General features: G+C 44.5%; 18 protein-coding genes. 13 read left to right on the forward strand and 5 right to left on the reverse strand.

Going from position 1 to position 17,786, the window contains the following annotated elements:
* The first annotated feature begins 17 nt into the window (after window positions 1-17).
* From rpsO to J4N43_RS03250, 5 genes are all read left to right on the forward strand, one after another.
* Window positions 18-287, forward strand: a complete 270-nt coding sequence (rpsO, locus tag J4N43_RS03230; protein ID WP_005380094.1) for a 30S ribosomal protein S15 — start codon at window positions 18-20, stop codon at window positions 285-287.
* 292 nt (window positions 288-579) lie between these two features.
* The gene (gene pnp / locus J4N43_RS03235) at window positions 580-2,715 is read left to right on the forward strand and encodes a polyribonucleotide nucleotidyltransferase (protein WP_005380098.1); all 2,136 of its coding nucleotides are present in this window, start codon (window positions 580-582) and stop codon (window positions 2,713-2,715) included.
* Between the two features lie 178 nt (window positions 2,716-2,893).
* Window positions 2,894-3,814 carry a lipoprotein NlpI gene (gene nlpI, locus J4N43_RS03240; RefSeq protein WP_005380101.1) on the forward strand — a complete coding sequence of 307 codons (921 nt, stop codon included), beginning with the start codon at window positions 2,894-2,896 and terminating at the stop codon, window positions 3,812-3,814.
* 99 nt (window positions 3,815-3,913) lie between these two features.
* On the forward strand, window positions 3,914-4,336 hold the full coding sequence (locus J4N43_RS03245; protein WP_005380103.1) for a MarR family winged helix-turn-helix transcriptional regulator: 423 nt from the start codon (window positions 3,914-3,916) through the stop codon (window positions 4,334-4,336).
* Window positions 4,337-4,460: 124 nt separating this feature from the next.
* Complete coding sequence (locus J4N43_RS03250) at window positions 4,461-5,807, forward strand: MATE family efflux transporter (protein ID WP_053349846.1); 1,347 nt, start codon at window positions 4,461-4,463, stop codon at window positions 5,805-5,807.
* Window positions 5,808-5,858: 51 nt separating this feature from the next.
* On the opposite strand, the gene J4N43_RS03255 is transcribed toward J4N43_RS03250, so the two are convergent.
* From J4N43_RS03255 to J4N43_RS03265, 3 genes are all read right to left on the reverse strand, one after another.
* On the reverse strand, window positions 5,859-6,737 hold the full coding sequence (locus J4N43_RS03255) for a U32 family peptidase (RefSeq protein ID WP_053349868.1): 879 nt from the start codon (window positions 6,735-6,737) through the stop codon (window positions 5,859-5,861).
* A 20-nt stretch (window positions 6,738-6,757) separates the two neighbouring features.
* Entirely contained in the window at window positions 6,758-7,771 is a 1,014-nt protein-coding gene (gene ubiU / locus J4N43_RS03260) for a ubiquinone anaerobic biosynthesis protein UbiU (RefSeq protein WP_053349845.1), read from the reverse strand.
* Window positions 7,772-7,904: 133 nt separating this feature from the next.
* Entirely contained in the window at window positions 7,905-9,944 is a 2,040-nt protein-coding gene (locus J4N43_RS03265) for a sensor domain-containing protein (protein ID WP_005380112.1), read from the reverse strand.
* Window positions 9,945-10,307: 363 nt separating this feature from the next.
* On the opposite strand from J4N43_RS03265, the gene ubiT reads away from it, so the two are divergent.
* Window positions 10,308-10,835: a ubiquinone anaerobic biosynthesis accessory factor UbiT gene (ubiT, locus tag J4N43_RS03270; RefSeq protein WP_005394645.1), complete on the forward strand. Its 528-nt coding sequence runs from the start codon at window positions 10,308-10,310 to the stop codon at window positions 10,833-10,835.
* Window positions 10,819-11,322 carry a GNAT family N-acetyltransferase gene (locus tag J4N43_RS03275; RefSeq protein WP_053349843.1) on the forward strand — a complete coding sequence of 168 codons (504 nt, stop codon included), beginning with the start codon at window positions 10,819-10,821 and terminating at the stop codon, window positions 11,320-11,322. The genes ubiT and J4N43_RS03275 overlap by 17 nt, the downstream gene beginning before the upstream one ends.
* 62 nt (window positions 11,323-11,384) lie before the next feature.
* On the opposite strand, the gene J4N43_RS03280 is transcribed toward J4N43_RS03275, so the two are convergent.
* Window positions 11,385-11,831, reverse strand: coding sequence for a DUF2541 family protein (locus J4N43_RS03280; RefSeq protein WP_053349842.1), 447 nt, complete (start codon window positions 11,829-11,831; stop codon window positions 11,385-11,387).
* Window positions 11,832-11,990: 159 nt separating this feature from the next.
* On the opposite strand from J4N43_RS03280, the gene J4N43_RS03285 reads away from it, so the two are divergent.
* From J4N43_RS03285 to J4N43_RS03310, 6 genes are all read left to right on the forward strand, one after another.
* A complete protein-coding gene (locus J4N43_RS03285) occupies window positions 11,991-12,389 on the forward strand; it encodes a DNA polymerase III subunit psi (RefSeq protein ID WP_017635885.1) in 399 nt (132 codons plus the stop codon).
* Window positions 12,390-12,401: 12 nt separating this feature from the next.
* Window positions 12,402-12,857 (forward strand): ribosomal protein S18-alanine N-acetyltransferase, encoded by a 456-nt coding sequence (gene rimI / locus J4N43_RS03290; protein ID WP_005386430.1) that lies wholly within the window; start codon window positions 12,402-12,404, stop codon window positions 12,855-12,857.
* Window positions 12,858-13,142: 285 nt separating this feature from the next.
* Complete coding sequence (prfC, locus tag J4N43_RS03295) at window positions 13,143-14,732, forward strand: peptide chain release factor 3 (protein ID WP_005380123.1); 1,590 nt, start codon at window positions 13,143-13,145, stop codon at window positions 14,730-14,732.
* 94 nt (window positions 14,733-14,826) lie between these two features.
* Complete coding sequence (locus J4N43_RS03300; RefSeq protein ID WP_005380125.1) at window positions 14,827-15,024, forward strand: DUF5363 family protein; 198 nt, start codon at window positions 14,827-14,829, stop codon at window positions 15,022-15,024.
* Entirely contained in the window at window positions 15,011-15,784 is a 774-nt protein-coding gene (locus J4N43_RS03305; protein WP_005380129.1) for a TatD family hydrolase, read from the forward strand. The genes J4N43_RS03300 and J4N43_RS03305 overlap by 14 nt, the downstream gene beginning before the upstream one ends.
* Window positions 15,785-15,988: 204 nt before the next feature.
* On the forward strand, window positions 15,989-17,272 hold the full coding sequence (locus J4N43_RS03310) for a NupC/NupG family nucleoside CNT transporter (RefSeq protein ID WP_005380131.1): 1,284 nt from the start codon (window positions 15,989-15,991) through the stop codon (window positions 17,270-17,272).
* Between the two features lie 358 nt (window positions 17,273-17,630).
* Here J4N43_RS03310 and J4N43_RS24550 read toward each other — a convergent pair whose 3' ends face one another.
* Window positions 17,631-17,765: a hypothetical protein gene (locus tag J4N43_RS24550; RefSeq protein WP_005391675.1), complete on the reverse strand. Its 135-nt coding sequence runs from the start codon at window positions 17,763-17,765 to the stop codon at window positions 17,631-17,633.
* Window positions 17,766-17,786: the final 21 nt, after the last annotated feature.

Genomic DNA, 17,786 nt, shown 5'->3' on the forward strand with positions numbered 1-17,786 from the left:
CTTATTAGGAGAGAATTATGTCTCTGAATGCAGAAACTAAAGCAGCAATCGTTGCAGAATACGCACAAGGCGAAGGCGACACTGGTTCACCAGAAGTTCAAGTAGCTCTACTTACAGCTTCTATCAACCACCTACAAGGTCACTTCAAAGCGCACAAAGGCGATCACCACAGCCGTCGTGGTCTTCTACGCATGGTTTCTCGTCGTCGTAAGCTTCTAGATTACCTAAAAGGTAAAAACCTAGCTCGCTACCAAGACCTAATCAAACGTCTAGGCCTACGTCGCTAATCAGCGACTGCATAGCAGTTTGTCTAAAAAGGGGCTTTATGCCCCTTTTTTGTTGCCTAAATTTAGCCAAATTAGACTTATGCCGTTATAATACTGGCGGCTAAACCTTGTAAGAGGTTTTCTCAAAAGCTCATAGCATTACAGTCAACCACGTCGACCAAAAGGTCGCGACTATTCAAAAGGAATTTCCGAGTTTCTTTTTACTAGTCGCGATTCGTAATGCCTTGAGTGTCAATTAACACATCTAAGATTTCTTTAAGCACTAAAGGAAGATTAGAAACAAGGAATAACAATGTTCGAAAAACCAGTTGTTAAAACGTTCCAGTACGGTAACCACACAGTTACTTTAGAAACTGGCGTTATTGCACGTCAAGCTACAGCAGCAGTTATGGTCACAATGGATGATACGTCTGTATTCGTATCTGTTGTAGGTAAAAAAGAAGCCGTTGCAGGTCAAGACTTCTTCCCACTAACGGTTAACTACCAAGAGCGTACTTACGCTGCGGGTAAAATCCCAGGCGGCTTCTTCAAACGTGAAGGTCGTCCTTCTGAAGGCGAAACGCTAACAGCTCGTCTAATCGACCGTCCAATCCGTCCGCTATTCCCAGACGCGTTTAAAAACGAAGTTCAGGTTATCGCGACAGTAATGTCTGTAAACCCAGATGTTCAGCCAGATATCGTTACAATGATCGGTACTTCTGCTGCTCTTGCTATCTCTGGCATTCCATTCAACGGCCCTATCGGTGCGGCGCGTGTTGGTCATATCGATGGTCAGCTTGTACTTAACCCTAGCCAAACTGAACTAGAAACTTCTAAGCTTGACCTTGTTGTTGCAGGTACAGAGTCAGCAGTACTGATGGTTGAGTCAGAAGCGGACAACCTAACTGAAGAAGAAATGCTAGCGGCGGTTGTTTATGGTCATGACCAACAACAAGTTGCTATTCAAGCTATCAACGAATTCAAAGCAGAAGTTGCAACTCCTGCTTGGGATTGGGTTGCTCCTGAAGAGAACACAGCGCTTAAAAATAAGATTGCTGATCTAGCAGAAGCTAAACTTGTTGAAGCTTACCAAATTACTGAGAAAATGGCTCGTTACGACCGCATCCATGAGATCGCTGCGGAAGTAAATGAAGTTCTTCTTGCTGAAGATCCTGAAGCAGACACAAAAGAAATCCACACTATCTTCCATGATCTAGAGAAGACAGTAGTACGTAGCCGTATTATTGCAGGTAACCCTCGTATCGATGGCCGTGAAAAAGACATGGTTCGTGCACTAGATGTACGTACTGGTGTTCTTCCTCGTACTCACGGTAGCGCGCTATTCACTCGTGGTGAAACTCAGGCGATCGTTACGGCAACGCTAGGTACTCAGCGTGATGCTCAAATCATCGATGAGCTAACTGGTGAGCGTAAAGATCACTTCCTACTGCACTACAACTTCCCTCCATACTGTGTAGGTGAAACTGGTTTTGTAGGTTCTCCTAAGCGTCGTGAAATCGGCCACGGTAAACTGGCGAAGCGTGGTATTGCTGCAGTAATGCCTTCTGTTGATGAGTTCCCATACACAGTACGTGTTGTATCGGAAATCACTGAATCTAACGGTTCATCTTCAATGGCTTCAGTATGTGGTACTTCTCTTGCGCTTATGGACGCAGGTGTACCAATCAAAGCATCTGTTGCTGGTATCGCAATGGGTCTTGTTAAAGAAGGTGACGATTTCGTTGTACTTTCTGACATCCTTGGCGATGAAGACCATCTAGGTGACATGGACTTTAAAGTAGCAGGTACTAACACTGGTATCACTGCACTTCAAATGGACATCAAGATCGAAGGCATCACTAAAGAAATCATGCAAATTGCGCTTAACCAAGCTCAAGGTGCACGTAAGCACATCCTATCTGTAATGGATGAAGCAATCTCTGGTGCTCGTGAAGACATCTCTGAATTTGCTCCGCGTATTCACACGATGAAGATCAGCGCTGAGAAGATCAAAGACGTTATCGGTAAAGGTGGTGCAGTTATCCGTGCTCTAACTGAAGAGACTGGTACAACTATCGAAATCGAAGACGACGGTACTATCAAGATTGCGGCAACTGAAGGCACTGCTGCGAAAGAAGCTATCCGCCGTATCGAAGAGATCACTGCTGAAGTTGAAGTGGGCCGTATCTACACAGGTAAAGTTGCACGTCTAGCAGACTTCGGTGCATTCGTAACGGTTCTTCCAGGCAAAGATGGTCTTGTACACATTTCTCAAATCGCAGAAAAACGCGTAGAGAAAGTGTCTGACTACCTAGCTGAAGGTCAAGAAGTTCAAGTTAAAGTTCTTGAAATCGACCGCCAAGGCCGTGTACGTCTAAGCATGAAAGAAGCGGTAGAAAAGCCAGCTGAAGAAGCTGCTGCTGAAGCACCGGCTGCTAAAGACGAGTAAGACAAAATGAGACTTTCAGCCTTTTATTAGATTAAGGGCCTGAAAGCATGTTATAAAAGGGGAGCATTTTCGCTCCCCTTTTTTGGTTTGTTTCGATGTATTAACCTCAAACGAGGTTATCGCCTATATTGCATTAAGAGAAACAAATCTTGAGCGGTCCAAACAGGAGTATCAATTAGTGAAATGGTTTCAAACCGCAATTTTATGTGTTGCTATCGCGCTGACCGGTTGTGCAAATACTTCTCAACAATCAGCACAAAAGTGGTTATATCCACCGATGGCGGTGCCACTTCAGCCTAGTGTTCAACAAGAAGTACAAATCGCGCGTCTCTCGCAGTTGCTACAACGTCCCGACCTTAGTGATGAAGTGCGCGCTAAAATGCATTATGAGCGCGGTAGCTACTACGACAGCGTTGGTTTGCGTGATCTTGCACGTTTGGACTTTAACCAGTCTTTGCAGTTGAATCCTGCTCAGCCGGACATCTTCAATCTTTTGGGAGTATACTTTACCCAAGTAGGAGAGTTTGATGCGGCATATGAAGCGTTTGACTCGACCATAGAGTTGGCTCCTGATAATACCTATGCTGAGCGCAACCGTGCGATTGCACTGTATTATGGTGGCCGAATCGATCTCGCTTTAGAAGATATGACCAAGCATTATCAAGAAATGCCAACGGATCCTTTTCGTTCATTATGGCTGTACATCATCGAAGCTGAGCAAAATCCAGAGCAAGCAAAAGCCAATCTTCAACAGCGTTATTTACGAGATCGTAGTGAAGAGTGGGGATGGGTTCTTGTTGCCATCATGCTACGAGACGTCTCGGACGAAGACGCGCTTAAAGCAATTATGGATGGAACGAGAGAGAACTATCGCCTAGCTGAACGATTGACGGAAACGTATTTCTACCTTGGAAAGCGTAATCAGCTTGAAGGTGATATCGCAAGTGCCATCTCACTTTATAAGCTCGCGATTTCGTTCAACGTTTACGATTATGTTGAGCATCGCTATTCTTTCTTGGAGTTGGCGCAAATTTACGATCAATTACAGCAAGATAGATTGGCCAAGTTAAAGGCTGCCAAGAAGCTGGAAATTGAATGATTTAGAGCCGCTCGATGAGAGCGGCTTTTTTTATGATTGAACTTGATGAGTGACTCATTTAAAATAGTTAGCCTTGCTAACTAAGTGGTGGTGGCTTTTATGGCATTAGAAGAAAGCTTGATTGATTTAGAGCGTTTTTGCGCCAAAGCTTGGCGTGTCTATGCCAAAGAAGATCCATTATCACATCTAAGCTTTAATGAGTTCGATTATTTACGTGTGATTCAGGTTTACCCTGAGGGTGTGCGAATAACCGATCTTGCAGAAGAGCTGCAAGTGACTAAGCCTTCCGCATCGACAATGGTTGTGCGTTTGGAAAAAAAGGGTTTGGTGAAACGCATCGCATGTAATGAGGATGCTCGTGCTAAGCGTGTGTTGCTTACGGAAGAAGTCGCAGAAAAAATGTCTTTGGAGCAGGTAGTGTACAAAGATATCTCTGACCAAATGATGCAACAATTAAATCAGCAAGAAGCTGAACAGTTACAAGCTTTATTGAATAAAGCATTGAGTAATAAGTCATTTTAAACTAAAGCAAAGGCCTCAGCTGTATGGTTTAGTTTTTGTTGTTTCATCTTTCTTTTATTTAATTTAACCATTTAGTTAGTCTTGCTAATTAAATGGTTAGCTTTGCTAACTACTGGTGACAGTCATGCAAAACTCAATTTATAGACAGTTTTGGAAATATACGATTCCAACCGTCGCAGCAATGCTCGTAAACGGTTTGTATCAAATAGTTGATGGCATTTTTATTGGCCGTTATGTTGGCGCTGACGGATTAGCTGGGATCAATGTTGCGTGGCCTATTATCGGTTCGATCCTCGGTATAGGAATGATGATTGGGGTGGGGACTGGCGCGCTGACTTCGATCAAGCAAGGAGAGAACGATCATGAAGGCGCTAAGCGAATCCTAACGACCGGATTGACGTTGTTAGCGGCATTGATGCCGGTCGTTGCTACAATATTGTTCTTGTTTTCGGATGAATTTATTCGCTGGCAAGGTGCGGAAGGGCGAGTGTTTGAACTTGCGCTGCAATATTTGCATATTCTGATTGTCGCGTGCGTATTCACGTTGGGTTCTATCGCCGTTCCGTTTTTATTACGCAATGACGACAGCCCGAACTTAGCAACGATTTTGATGGTCATCGGTGCCGTTATTAACATTGTATTAGACTACTTATTTATTGCTTGGTTGGAGTGGGAGTTAACCGGAGCCGCTATTGCCACTGCACTTGCACAATTAGTGGTCACTGTGCTCGGTATTGGTTACTTCTTTACTTCAAAAGCAACATTACGCCTTCGTATCCGCGACTTCAAAGTTCAGGTTGATGCTGCACCAAAGATTATCATGATAGGTACATCAAGTTTCTTTATGTACGCCTACGGCTCTGTGATGGTGGCACTGCACAACGCGTTATTTGCTCAATACGGAAGTGCAATGTTGATCGGAGCGTACGCCATTTTGGGGTACATCGTGACGGTTTACTATCTGATAGCCGAAGGAATTGCGAATGGTATGCAGCCTTTAGTGAGCTTCAACCACGGTGCACGTAATCAGGAGAACATCAGAAAGTTATTAAAGGTCGCGATGGGGACATCTGTGCTTGGTGGGGTGGCGTTCGTTGTTTTGATGAACCTTTTCCCGTACGAACTGGTTGCGGTGTTTAATAATGCTGACCAACAGTTGATTGATAGCACCGTGATCGGGATTCGTTTACACATGTTTGCGTTGTTCTTAGATGGTTTTTTAGTTGTGGCGGCCGCGTACTATCAATCAGTAAACAAAGGCAGCAAAGCTATGTTTGTAACACTAGGCAACATGCTGGTCCAGTTGCCATTCTTGTTCATTATGCCGAAACTTTTCGGCGTGACAGGTATTTGGTTAGCTTTCCCATTGTCTAACATTGCATTGAGTTTGGTCGTGATCAGTATGTTGTGGCGAGATGTGAAAAAGCTGCTTAATGAGAGTTCTGTCGAACCAAGGGTGCAAGCCTGCTAACAAAAGCTAACAGATAAAAGCGAGGCTAGGCCTCGCTTTTATCTTTAAGGATTAAATGGTTTTTACTTCTAAGCCCGCTAGTTGATGCCAATAGCCATTGCATTGGCGGCTTTCGAGCTTTTCAGGATTATCGCCGTATTCGTTTGAGCGAAAACGCTCTAACTCTGAAAAAATGTCCATACCAAGAGGGCTTAACCGGACCACATCAACCAGCCCTTTCATACTTGGTAAGTCATTGATGAGGTTGTAGCAATACCCTGACTGTGTTTGAATGCCGTTAAGGTTAAAGACTTCTTGCCCTTCTTGGCTGCTGACCTGGATACCCGTAGGGTATTTGATACAGCAGGTTTCGCAATCGTCTTTCGCTCGGTTTTCAGCTCGGGCTGTGAAACAGCGAGCGGAATACGCTAAAGGCAAATAACCGTGGCTAAATACCTCAACTTCAAACTTGTTACGAATACCAAGCTCGTCACACTGAACTAAAGTATCGTTTAACCATTCGCGAGAGAGCTCGACAGGCATGCACCAACGCATCATACCTTGCTTCAAAAATAAGTTGAGCGTGTGTGCGTTATAAGTATTGATTGCAGGACCAACGACGAAAGGCACTTTATGCTCTGATGCTAACTGAACAGCAGATACGTCATTTGCTTCAATCGCGAAGTCACCGTTGTCGATGTACTTCCTCATTATGTTTACTTCACTCGGAGCTTCCAGTAGTGCCATCGTTGATAGCACCACTTGCTTGCCAGATGCAGACAGCTCTTTTGCGATTTCAAGCCAATGCGAAGGCTTCATTTCTCGACGTTTTGAACATACGGTTTCCCCAAGATAGACGATGTCCGCGGAGCTTGATTTCGCTTGTTCATAAAACGCTTCGATGTCTTGTTTTGGCCAGAAGTACAACAGCGGGCCAAGCGCGTATTTCATTGAATTATCCATCTTAACCTCTACTGCCATTTGCGGTGATAAGCACCAAGTGTGGTCTGCGTACCTTCAGACACGTTTGCCAATGCGGCATCCCAAGCCGCTTCGACTTGGTAAGCTTCTGGGGTTGCTTGGTAACGGTCAATCGCGGCTCGCCATGTTCGAGTGACTTGTTCTACGTAAGCAGGGCTACGTTGGCGACCTTCAATTTTTACAGAAGCCACATTTGCAGCAAATAGTTCTGGCAGCATAGAGAGGGTGTTCAAACTGGTTGGTTCTTCCAGTGCGTGGTAGCGTTTTTTCTCGCCTTCGATTTCAGCTTCGAAACGACCTTTACACAAGGTAGGGTAGCCCGCATTTTCACCGGTGCTGTAGCGATCGATCAAAATGTCGTTAAGGCGGGATTCCAGACCATTTTCTGTTTCTTGCCAGCGAACGTACTTAGCTGGAGAGCATGCTCCCACAGTGTTTGGAGACTCGCCTGTCATGTATGATGATAGGTAGCAGCGACCTTCAGACATGATGCAAAGGCTACCAAAAGCAAAGACTTCTAACTCGACATCGCTAGTGATGTTGCGCGAAAGCTGTTTGACCTGATGAATCGATAAAACGCGAGGTAGTACTACCCGTTTTACGTTGAAGTTTTGTTTGTAAAAATCAATGGCTGCGACGTTGGTCGCTGATGCTTGTACTGAAAGGTGTAGTTCCAGATCGGGATATTTGCGAGCCGCGTACTCCAGCACTGCAATGTCTGCAACAATCAGCGCGTCTACACCCAGTGCCGCTGCATTGTCTACTGCGTTAGTCCAGCGCTCGAAGCCATTGGGATGAGCGAAGGTATTCAACGCGACATGAATTTTTTTATTGCGGTCATGAACGTATTGCACCGCTTTTTCTAACTTTTTGCCGTTAAAGTTGAGGCCAGCAAAGTGACGGGCGTTGGTATCATCTTTGAAACCAATGTAGACGGCATCGGCACCGCAATCAATCGCAGTTTTTAACGCAGGCAGGTTACCCGCGGGACACAAGAGTTCCATATGCTCACAATCATTGAGAATAAAAAGGTGTCCGCATTTTATGAAGAATTATGAATAGCGAAATTGACCTAAGTTAGGTTTAGCTCAATAAAGTCGATATTTACCTCTTGCGAGTAAGGGTATCGGGTCTGCGTTAGTTCTTGTGACGACGATTCTGTACAAACAGCTCTTCAATTTCATGTTTTGGCTGTGGGCGATAAAAATGGAATCCTTGAATCGCATTACATTGAAGGTTAGAGAGCAGGGTCGCTTGCTGGTGGGTTTCCACTCCCTCGGCAACGACAGTTAAGTCGAGCGACTTACCTAGGTTAATGATGTTTTCAATCACAGTGACTTGTTTCGGTAGTGTGTCGATATCATTAATAAAAGCGCGGTCGATTTTTAGCTCGTCAATAGGGAAACGCGCTAAGTAGGAAAGAGAAGAGTAGCCGGTACCAAAGTCATCGATAGAGAGAGCGAAGCCAAGCTTTTTAATCGCATTCAACATTTGCAGTGTATGTTCGCTATCACTCATCACGGCACTTTCGGTTAGCTCGAAGGTAATGCAGCTTGGATCAAGCTCGGTAGTGCGAAGCAGCTTTTCCATAAAGTCGATCAGCTGTGGGTTGCCAAATTGCTCGGGAGAGAGGTTGATGGCGACACGGCCTGGCAGTATGCCTTGTTGCTTCCAACGTTTTACCGTATTGAAAACATCACGCATCACGACACGTCCAAGGTGTTCGATTAACCCAGCGCGCTCGGCTACAGGAATGAATGAGCCAGGACTAATGTACCCTTCGACTGGATGCTTCCAACGAACGAGCGCTTCTGCGCCGTTGATACTGAAGTCTCGCGCGTTAACCTTAGGTTGATACCACACTTCCAAACCGTTCTGCTGCAATGCTTTTTGCAGTTCAATTTCAAGCCACAAACGCATGCGCGCTTCTTTGTTCATTTGATCGTTAAATTTGATCAGGCGATTTCTACCACGGTCTTTGGCTTCATACATCGCAGTATCGGCATTTTGTAGTAGGATTCGCGCATCTTGTCCGTCTTCAGGGTATCGAACGCTACCAATTGAACACGCAAGGCGTTTACTGAAGTGGTGCAAGTCGAAAGGTTGGTTGATCAACGAGATAATGCGATCGGACAAAATTTCAGCCATGCGGGTATTTTCTGGCTCCGGCAGAATGACGCCAAACTCATCGCCACCCAAATGACCAATAATCGCTTGGTTTGGTAGTAACCGTTTAAGACGGGCCGATACCTCTTGAATCACTTTATCGCCAATATGGTGACCAAGTGAGTCATTAATGTTTTTGAAGTTATCGATATCCAAATAGAACACCAGAAGCGGTGTTTGCTTTTTGATCAGCTGTTCCAAACGTTTGGTGAAGCCAAAGCGGTTGTAGAGTTTGGTGAGCGAGTCAATGTGTATGTCTTCATTCGATGCAGAAGACAGGTTTTTGGGCGCATCATCAGCATCTTGGATTAGGATAATTTGAGATTCGCTACCTAATATCGCCGTGGAATCCGCGTGTAGCTGAACTTTCCGTTCAAAGCCGCATCTTGCACTGGTTAAGCAGACAAAAGGTTTGTCAGAAATTAATGTACTCAATCGATGACTAAATACCTTTTTACTGTTTTCATCGATGAATAAACGACTTAGCTCTTCGCCCAACAATTCATGAGGAGAGTTAAGTCCGAGAAGGCGCGCTGATGCGGGGTTCGCAGAGATGACAATATCATCTTCGATAAGCAGTAAGCCGTCTGGTAGCAGTTGTGTTAACTTCGCAAACTTACTTTCGGACTCTTCTAAGGAGCGAACGAGTATCTGCTTTTCTGAAGTATCGACAGCGTGAAAAACAACAAAGCGAATGTCGTTACCTTCAAAAACTGGCGAAAGACTAAAGTGAAGACTGGTTTCAAGGTCGGTTTCATCGAGCGTGATTTCGGCTTCGACATGTGCCCCTTTGAACGCGCGCTGATAGTATGGTGCAAGCTTCTTATAAAACTGTTCACCCAGCACTTGGCAATCGTTTAAGCCGACGATTTCCTCATGACTTAAACCTGCGATATCGCAGTAACGGTCACTTACCATTCGATAATTGTGTTTTTTATCAAGAATGGCAAAGAAGAAAGGGCTATTTGAGGTTAGCGTGGCAAACCAATGTTTTAATTGCTGGGAAGGCATTAGGGTATTACCGATCTCCAATGAGCCAGATTATTCGTCCGTGTATAAAAAGCGACACCCTGATAAGCCTGCGGCGGTCTACCACCAAGCTAAAGTGTTACTTACCATTAAAGGGCTCGCGGTTTTAGCTGTGCAGTCGACAATCACATGGATACGCTCAGATAACTATAACTTTGAAAATACGGTTGTAAAAGTGTTTATCCACCTGTTCGCATCAATAATACACGTAAGTTCAAAAAAAGAAGCGTTAGTGAGCAATAAACCACCAATCTAAAATAAGCACTTTATTGATACATAACAGTAATCTCATCGCCACGATTGCTTAATATAAGCAACCTAATGACAAAGTAACGGATAATGAACGTGTTAAACAAGATTCGCAGTCAACTAGTAAAGAACGCAGCTAATATTTTGCGTTCTCCAGTCCAGTTATTACCACAGCCAATTCAGCAAAAAGCGTTGCTGGAAGGGCTAAAAATGGTGTTTAAAGAAGCCTTGGAAGATGGTGACTTTGAGTTCCTTGAAGACAAGTGGTTAAAAGTTGCGATTAAAGACTTGAACTTAGCATGGTACATCAGCTATCAAGACGAAAAATTGGTGGTAGCTGAAAAACCAGTTCAGGAAGATGTGAGTTTTAGTGGTAATCTAAACGACCTAGTACTGATTGCTGGTCGTAAAGAAGACCCTGACACACTGTTCTTCCAACGTCGCCTTTCAATTGAAGGTGATACTGAGCTTGGCTTAGAAGTGAAAAACTTAATGGACAGTGTCGACTTAGAGCAGTTACCGAAAGCAATGCAAGTCGCTTTGAATCAATTGGCTGATTTTGTTCAGAAAGGAGTTCAAGCGCCTGCACAACCAACCGGAGTAGCGAATGCTTATTCGAACTGAAGCCCCTGCGGACATTCTTACCATTGACCGCTTATTGAAACACGCCTTCCCGACGGAAGCTGAAGCTGAGCTTGTGATGCGTTTGCGCGAAAACAGCAAATTCACACTTTCCTTAGTCGCGTGTACAGATGAGGGAGAGGTGATTGGCCATGCTTTATTTAGCCCTGTGACCTTAAATGGTGAAGATTTGTCATGGCAAGGGCTAGCGCCATTAGCTGTTCATGAAGATTACCGTCGCCAAGGCATCGCTGCAGAGTTGATCAAAGAAGGTTTTGATTCACTGCGTGATTTTGGCTATCCAGTGTGTGTGGTGTTGGGCGCTCCCGATTATTACGCGCGCCAGGGTTTTCAATCATGCGACGAGATGGGCTTTGAATGCGCTTGGGATGTTCCTAAAGGTGCATTTCGAATCGCAGAGTTGGTCGAAGGTCAATGTGCTGGACGCTCCGGACGCATAGACTATGCGCCAGAGTTCTCTGAACTGTAAATGAAAGAAGCCCACGACTAAGTGGGCTTCTTTCTTATTCACTGAAAACTGAGATAGGGAGGTTAGGATGACTGGTTACTTTTCTTTTTGCCCCAGACCTCTATTTTCGCTTTTTTACTTACCCCTAGCAGGCTGAGTTTTGTGCTTCCCCAGCTACTGTAAGTCATTTCAATCTGTTTTAGCTTGGCTTCTTTTGTACCTGGAAGGCTCCAGGCACGAGTCGACAATCCGCTTGTTAGTACGCCCATAGAGGAAAGCTTTTTCTCACTATCATCTGTCATGACGACTTTTAAACCATTAATGTCTACCGTTCCTTGCACACATTTTAGTTTTATTTTACTGAAGCTTCGGTTTCGGAATAGGCTATTTGGTGTCACGGTATCTGTTTCTGTATGAAAGTTAACGGTTTTCGTTGCAATCAGCTCCCACTCATCGCTGTTATTAGCAAAAACACTCATGCTGGTGGCGGCTACCAGTGTGCAAAGTAGTAGCGTATTTAAGAATTTCATAATGTACCTTATATGTCATACCCAATGTGTGGCCGTTGGCAAAACGCTATGTTCAGGAATATCCAAATCATCTCATTGTGTTCAGGTGTTCCTTGAAGTCCTTTAGGTATAATCGCGATAATTTGATAGGATTGCCCTCGTTCAAATAGGTGACGGAAAATGTCAATTAACGAGAAACAGTATTTACGTGAAATGGGGATCAGCACATGGGAGCTGGTACACCCTGAAAGACTGGAAGGCTATCAATCGCCATTATTGGATTTGCAAAGTTCATGTAAACTCCTATTGGTATCGCCAATATGTCCAGAAAACGAGACGGCATTGATGTTTGAGCGCGTATTAAAAAGCATTAAGCTCACGCTTGATGATGCGCTGCACCTAGAGCCTGAGCGCTTATCCATGCTGGGTGAACATCAGCTAGAGTGGGTGTGGTTTGCAGGCTGTGAGGCTGATAAAAGCATCAAGGCAAAGCACCTGACCTCGCCACTATTACAAGATATTGATGGTAATAACGAACAGCGCCGCGCATTGTGGCAACAAATCTGTTCGTACTCTTAACGGAGCTAATGCGTGACAATTGAAATTACGCCGATGCGTGCAGAGCACCTCGACCAAGTTTGGCAAATCGAGCAGCAAGCACATTCTCACCCTTGGGCCGAATCTTTGGTTCGTGACTTATCCAGTCGCGGTGCTTGCCATCATGTGATGCTGGAAGGCTCTCAAGTGGTTGGTTACTTCTATGGACAGAATATTGTTGGAGAAGTGACACTATTAAATATTGCAGTAGCGCCTTCTCAACAGGGCAGAGGGCTAGGGCAAAAATTGCTGGACGCGTTTATTGAACATTGTGAACAAGCCAAAGCAGAGAGTGCTTGGTTAGAAGTGCGTGAAAGTAATCACCCAGCTATCCATATTTATGAGCAAGCAGGTTTTAATGAAGTGGACCGTCGTTACAACTATTACCCAGCTAAATCGGGAAATGGTAAGGAAGACGCCATTATCATGAGTTACTTATTTTTGAGTTAGTTTTAGGCCGTTACTAATTACCTCATCAACACTTATGCTTTAAATGCGTATCCGGATTCGAGGCTTTTGAATATGTAATAATAATTTTTTGAATTTTTACATCTCTTTGTGTGGAGCTGGCTTTCCCTTGTTAGTTGCAGGTAAAGGCTGGTGAGCCGAGTAAATTCAGTTCATGTCTTTCCAGTTTGCTAGCACAGCGATAATAAGCGAGAATACCGCACAATATCGAATAGTAGATATGCTTGCCTATTTTGTGAGCATGAAAGTAATTTAGAAGATTAACTAATGTCAAATCCCCTTTTTTTAGGCGAAGTGTCTAAGCGCAGAACGTTCGCTATTATTTCTCACCCGGATGCGGGTAAAACCACCATTACTGAAAAAGTCCTTTTATTCGGAAACGCGATCCAAAAAGCAGGTACGGTTAAAGGTCGTGGTAACGCACAGCACGCAAAATCAGACTGGATGGAAATGGAAAAAGAACGTGGTATCTCGGTAACCACTTCTGTAATGCAGTTCCCTTACAATGACTGTCTGGTAAACCTACTTGATACGCCTGGACACGAAGACTTCTCGGAAGATACATACCGTACGTTAACGGCAGTAGACTCGTGTTTGATGGTTATCGATGCGGCGAAAGGTGTCGAGGATCGTACACGTAAGCTGATGGAAGTAACGCGTCTGCGTGACACGCCAATCGTAACCTTCATGAACAAACTTGACCGTGACGTTCGTGATCCAATGGAAGTATTGGACGAGGTAGAAAACGAGTTGGGCATGATGTGTGCGCCAATTACATGGCCAATCGGCTGTGGTAAAGAATTTAAAGGTGTGTACCACATTCACCGTGATGAAACGATTTTATACGAATCAGGTCACGGTCATGAGATTCAAGAAGTTCGAATCATCAAAGGTCTCGATAACCCAGAGCTTGATGAAAAAGTTGGTGCAGGCCTTGCGGAAAGTGTTCGAGAAGAGCTTGAGCTTGTCATGGGTGCTTGCCCTGAGTTTGATTTGGAAATGTTCTTAACAGGTGACCTGACGCCAGTTTACTTTGGTACTGCATTAGGTAACTTTGGTGTGGATCATATGCTAGACGGTCTAACTGAATGGGCTCCAGCGCCGAAAACTCGTCAAGCGGTTGAACGTGAAGTTGAAGCGACTGAAGAGAAGTTCTCTGGTTTCGTATTTAAGATCCAAGCGAACATGGACCCAAAACACCGCGACCGTATCGCATTCATGCGTATTGTATCGGGCACTTACACGCAAGGTATGAAGATGAACCACGTTCGTCTTGGCAAGCAAGTGAGTATCTCTGATGCAGTAACCTTTATGGCTGGTGACCGTGCACGTGCAGAACACGCTTACGCCGGTGACATCATTGGTCTACACAACCACGGTACAATTCAGATTGGTGATACCTTTACGCAAGGTGAATCACTGAAGTTCTCTGGTATTCCGAACTTCGCTCCGGAACTATTCCGTCGTATTCGTCTGAAAGATCCACTAAAGCAGAAGCAGCTTCTCAAAGGTTTGGTTCAGCTATCAGAAGAAGGTGCGGTACAGGTATTCCGTCCTCTACAGAACAACGATCTGATCGTTGGTGCCGTTGGTGTACTTCAGTTTGATGTTGTTGTGGCTCGTTTGAAATCTGAGTATAACGTTGAAGCGATTTATGAAGGCATTAACGTTGCAACTGCTCGTTGGGTTGAGTGTGGTGATGCGAAGAAACTGGATGAGTTCCAACGCAAGAATCAAGCGAACTTAGCATTGGATGGTGGTGATAACCTAACGTATATAGCTCCAACAATGGTTAACTTAAACTTGGCGAAAGAGCGTTTCCCTGACGTTGATTTCCGTGCGACGCGTGAGCACTAATTTGCGCGGTTAGGGTAAGCCTTAACGCAAACTAGATTTTAAAACGCCCTTGGCTATAAACTTAGCCAAGGGCGTTTTTATATAAGGATAAGATATGAATTGGTTTAAACGTGGGCTAAAGCGTTACGACAACTGGTGTAAAGAGATGGGGTTAACTCCCGATCAGAAACGCAGTTGTGTCCCATATCGAAAAGACCCAGCCCATCAAACTGAAGAGAAGAGTGAAGCCCAACCATCCTCTGATTTTCTGCCCGCAGATACAGATAAAAAGCGTCAAGATGAAGCTCTTTGATACGCACTGCCACTTTGATTTTGATGTGTTTCAAGATGACTTTGCACATCAACTTGAGCTTGCTCAAACGCAAGGCGTCGCAAGAATTTTGATTCCTTCCGTCGGTCCGCAAAACTGGGCTCGTATTCAAACTTTGGCAGAGCAACATGCCAATTTGTATTATGCGCTCGGCTTTCATCCGTATTTTCTTGAAGATAACGTTGAGCAGCACCTTACAGAGCTAGAAGGCTATCTAAATCAAAAAGGGCAGCAGTGCGTGGCAATAGGAGAGTGTGGTTTAGATTTTGCCATTGATGTTGATCCACAGTTGCAAGAAAAGATACTTGAAGTTCAATTTGAGCTGGCTAGACGCTTCGAACTCCCAGTTATTTTACATAGCCGAAAAGCGCACAATCGCCTCATTCAAATGGTGAAAGCGGCGAATCTCCCTAGAGGTGGTGTGCTACACGCTTTTTCTGGGAGTTATCAGCAAGCCATGGAGTGGGTCAAATTAGGTTTTTTTATCGGTGTAGGAGGAACGATTACCTACCCAAGAGCCAAGAAAACACGCGACGCAATTCAAAAATTACCACTCGAAAACCTAGTAATCGAAACAGACGCACCAGATATGCCTATACTTGGATATCAAGGGGAGTCAAATCACCCAGCCAAACTCATTCACGTCTTTAATGAGCTCGTAGAGTTGCATAACGGCCGAAAGCAATCGATTGCCTCTCAACTGTGGAAAAATAGCAATTTTGCTTTCTCGATATGTGAATAAAATCTAAAGATGTGGTTTGAAATCGAAAACGTTTTCCTGTTTATTGTGAATTAACTCACAAAGCTGGTTGAATCAATCATGAATCTTATAGGAAAGTGTGAGGCTGGCATTACTTTAATTGATTCTGCATGAGTATAATTGCCCCCGCTTTATAGCTCCATTTTGTAACACGCCAATAAATAACTTATAAGGAAGTCATAAACTATGAGCCTGTTTATGAGCCTAATCGGTATGGTAGTGCTTCTTGCGATTGCAGTGGCATTTTCTAACAACCGAAAAGCTATCAACTTTAGAACTGTGGGTGGCGCATTCGCTATCCAATTCGCATTAGGTGCATTTGTTCTGTATGTACCTTGGGGCCGTGATCTACTAAACGGTTTCTCTTCAGGTGTTTCTAACGTTATCAACTACGGTAACGATGGTTCATCATTCCTATTCGGTGGTCTTGTTTCTGACAAGATGTTCGAAGTATTCGGCGGCGGCGGTTTCATCTTCGCATTCCGTGTTCTTCCTACACTGATCTTCTTCTCTGCACTGATTTCAGTTCTTTACTACATTGGCGTTATGCAATGGGTTATCAAGATTCTTGGTGGCGCACTACAAAAAGCGCTAGGCACTTCGCGTGCGGAATCAATGTCAGCAGCAGCTAACATTTTCGTAGGTCAAACTGAGGCACCTCTAGTTGTTCGTCCATTCGTTCCAAAAATGACTCAATCAGAGCTATTCGCGGTAATGTGTGGTGGTCTAGCTTCTGTTGCTGGTGGTGTGCTAGCTGGTTACGCATCTATGGGTGTTCCACTAGAGTACCTAGTTGCGGCATCATTCATGGCAGCACCAGGTGGTCTACTGTTCGCTAAAATCCTTCACCCAGAGACTGACCAGCCTCACGAAAGTATCGAAGAAGCGATGGACGGCGGTGACGACAAACCAGTTAACGTAATCGACGCAGCTGCGGGCGGTGCGGCTTCTGGTCTACAACTTGCGCTTAACGTAGGTGCAATGCTAATCGCATTCGTTGGTCTAATCGCGCTAATCAACGGTATGCTAGGTGGCATCGGTGGTTGGTTCGGCATGCCAGAACTAACACTAGAGCTAATTCTAGGTTACGCGTTCTCTCCACTAGCATTCCTAATCGGTGTTCCATGGGCAGAAGCTGTAACAGCTGGTTCATTCATCGGTCAGAAAATCGTAGTGAACGAATTCGTTGCTTACTTGAACTTCACACCATACCTAGGTGAAAACGCTCAAGTAATCGCGGCAACTGGTGAAGTAATGTCTGAGAAGACAACAGCTATCATCTCATTCGCACTATGTGGTTTCGCGAACCTTTCTTCTATCGCGATTCTACTTGGTGGTCTAGGTAGCCTTGCACCAAACCGTCGTAGTGACATCGCTCGCATGGGTGTTAAAGCAGTTCTTGCAGGTACGTTGTCTAACCTTATGGCAGCGACAATTGCAGGCTTCTGCTTAAGCCTTGCAGCACTATAATTAGAATCGGTTCTTAATATATAGACGCCGTTTTACATCATGCCCTGTAGCAAGAGATTGCTGCGGGGCATTTTTCGTTTTTCGGGCTCCAAAATTTCATCGGGTGTTTGCCTTAGTCGAGGTATTACGCAGTCAATGGAATAGGGGCTAGGAAATTTTGAGATACAAACCGTTTGCGCTCTATTTGGTGCTACAGTTTTGCGGTGAAACTCTATAATGTATTAATCACAGGATAGTGGTTAAGCTTGATTCTTAATCACGTAATGAATATTACATAATCGATGGGCAAATGAATTGCCCTGCAATATTAGATCTAATAGGCGTTTTGCTTTGTGATGTGATATTAAAGACACCGCAATCATAGATTGTTGTGCCATAGGCCAAACTGGTACTGTGCGGTGACAAGGATAGCAATTGGCATATGATAAATTTTCGCTGTATATGCCGAGTCTTCAGGGAACCAAGTCCGTTCATTAATAGACTGTTTAGCCATTTACTCACATTGTCTCGACTT

Source organism: Vibrio sp. SCSIO 43009 (assembly GCF_023716525.1).
GTDB lineage: Bacteria > Pseudomonadota > Gammaproteobacteria > Enterobacterales > Vibrionaceae > Vibrio > Vibrio alginolyticus.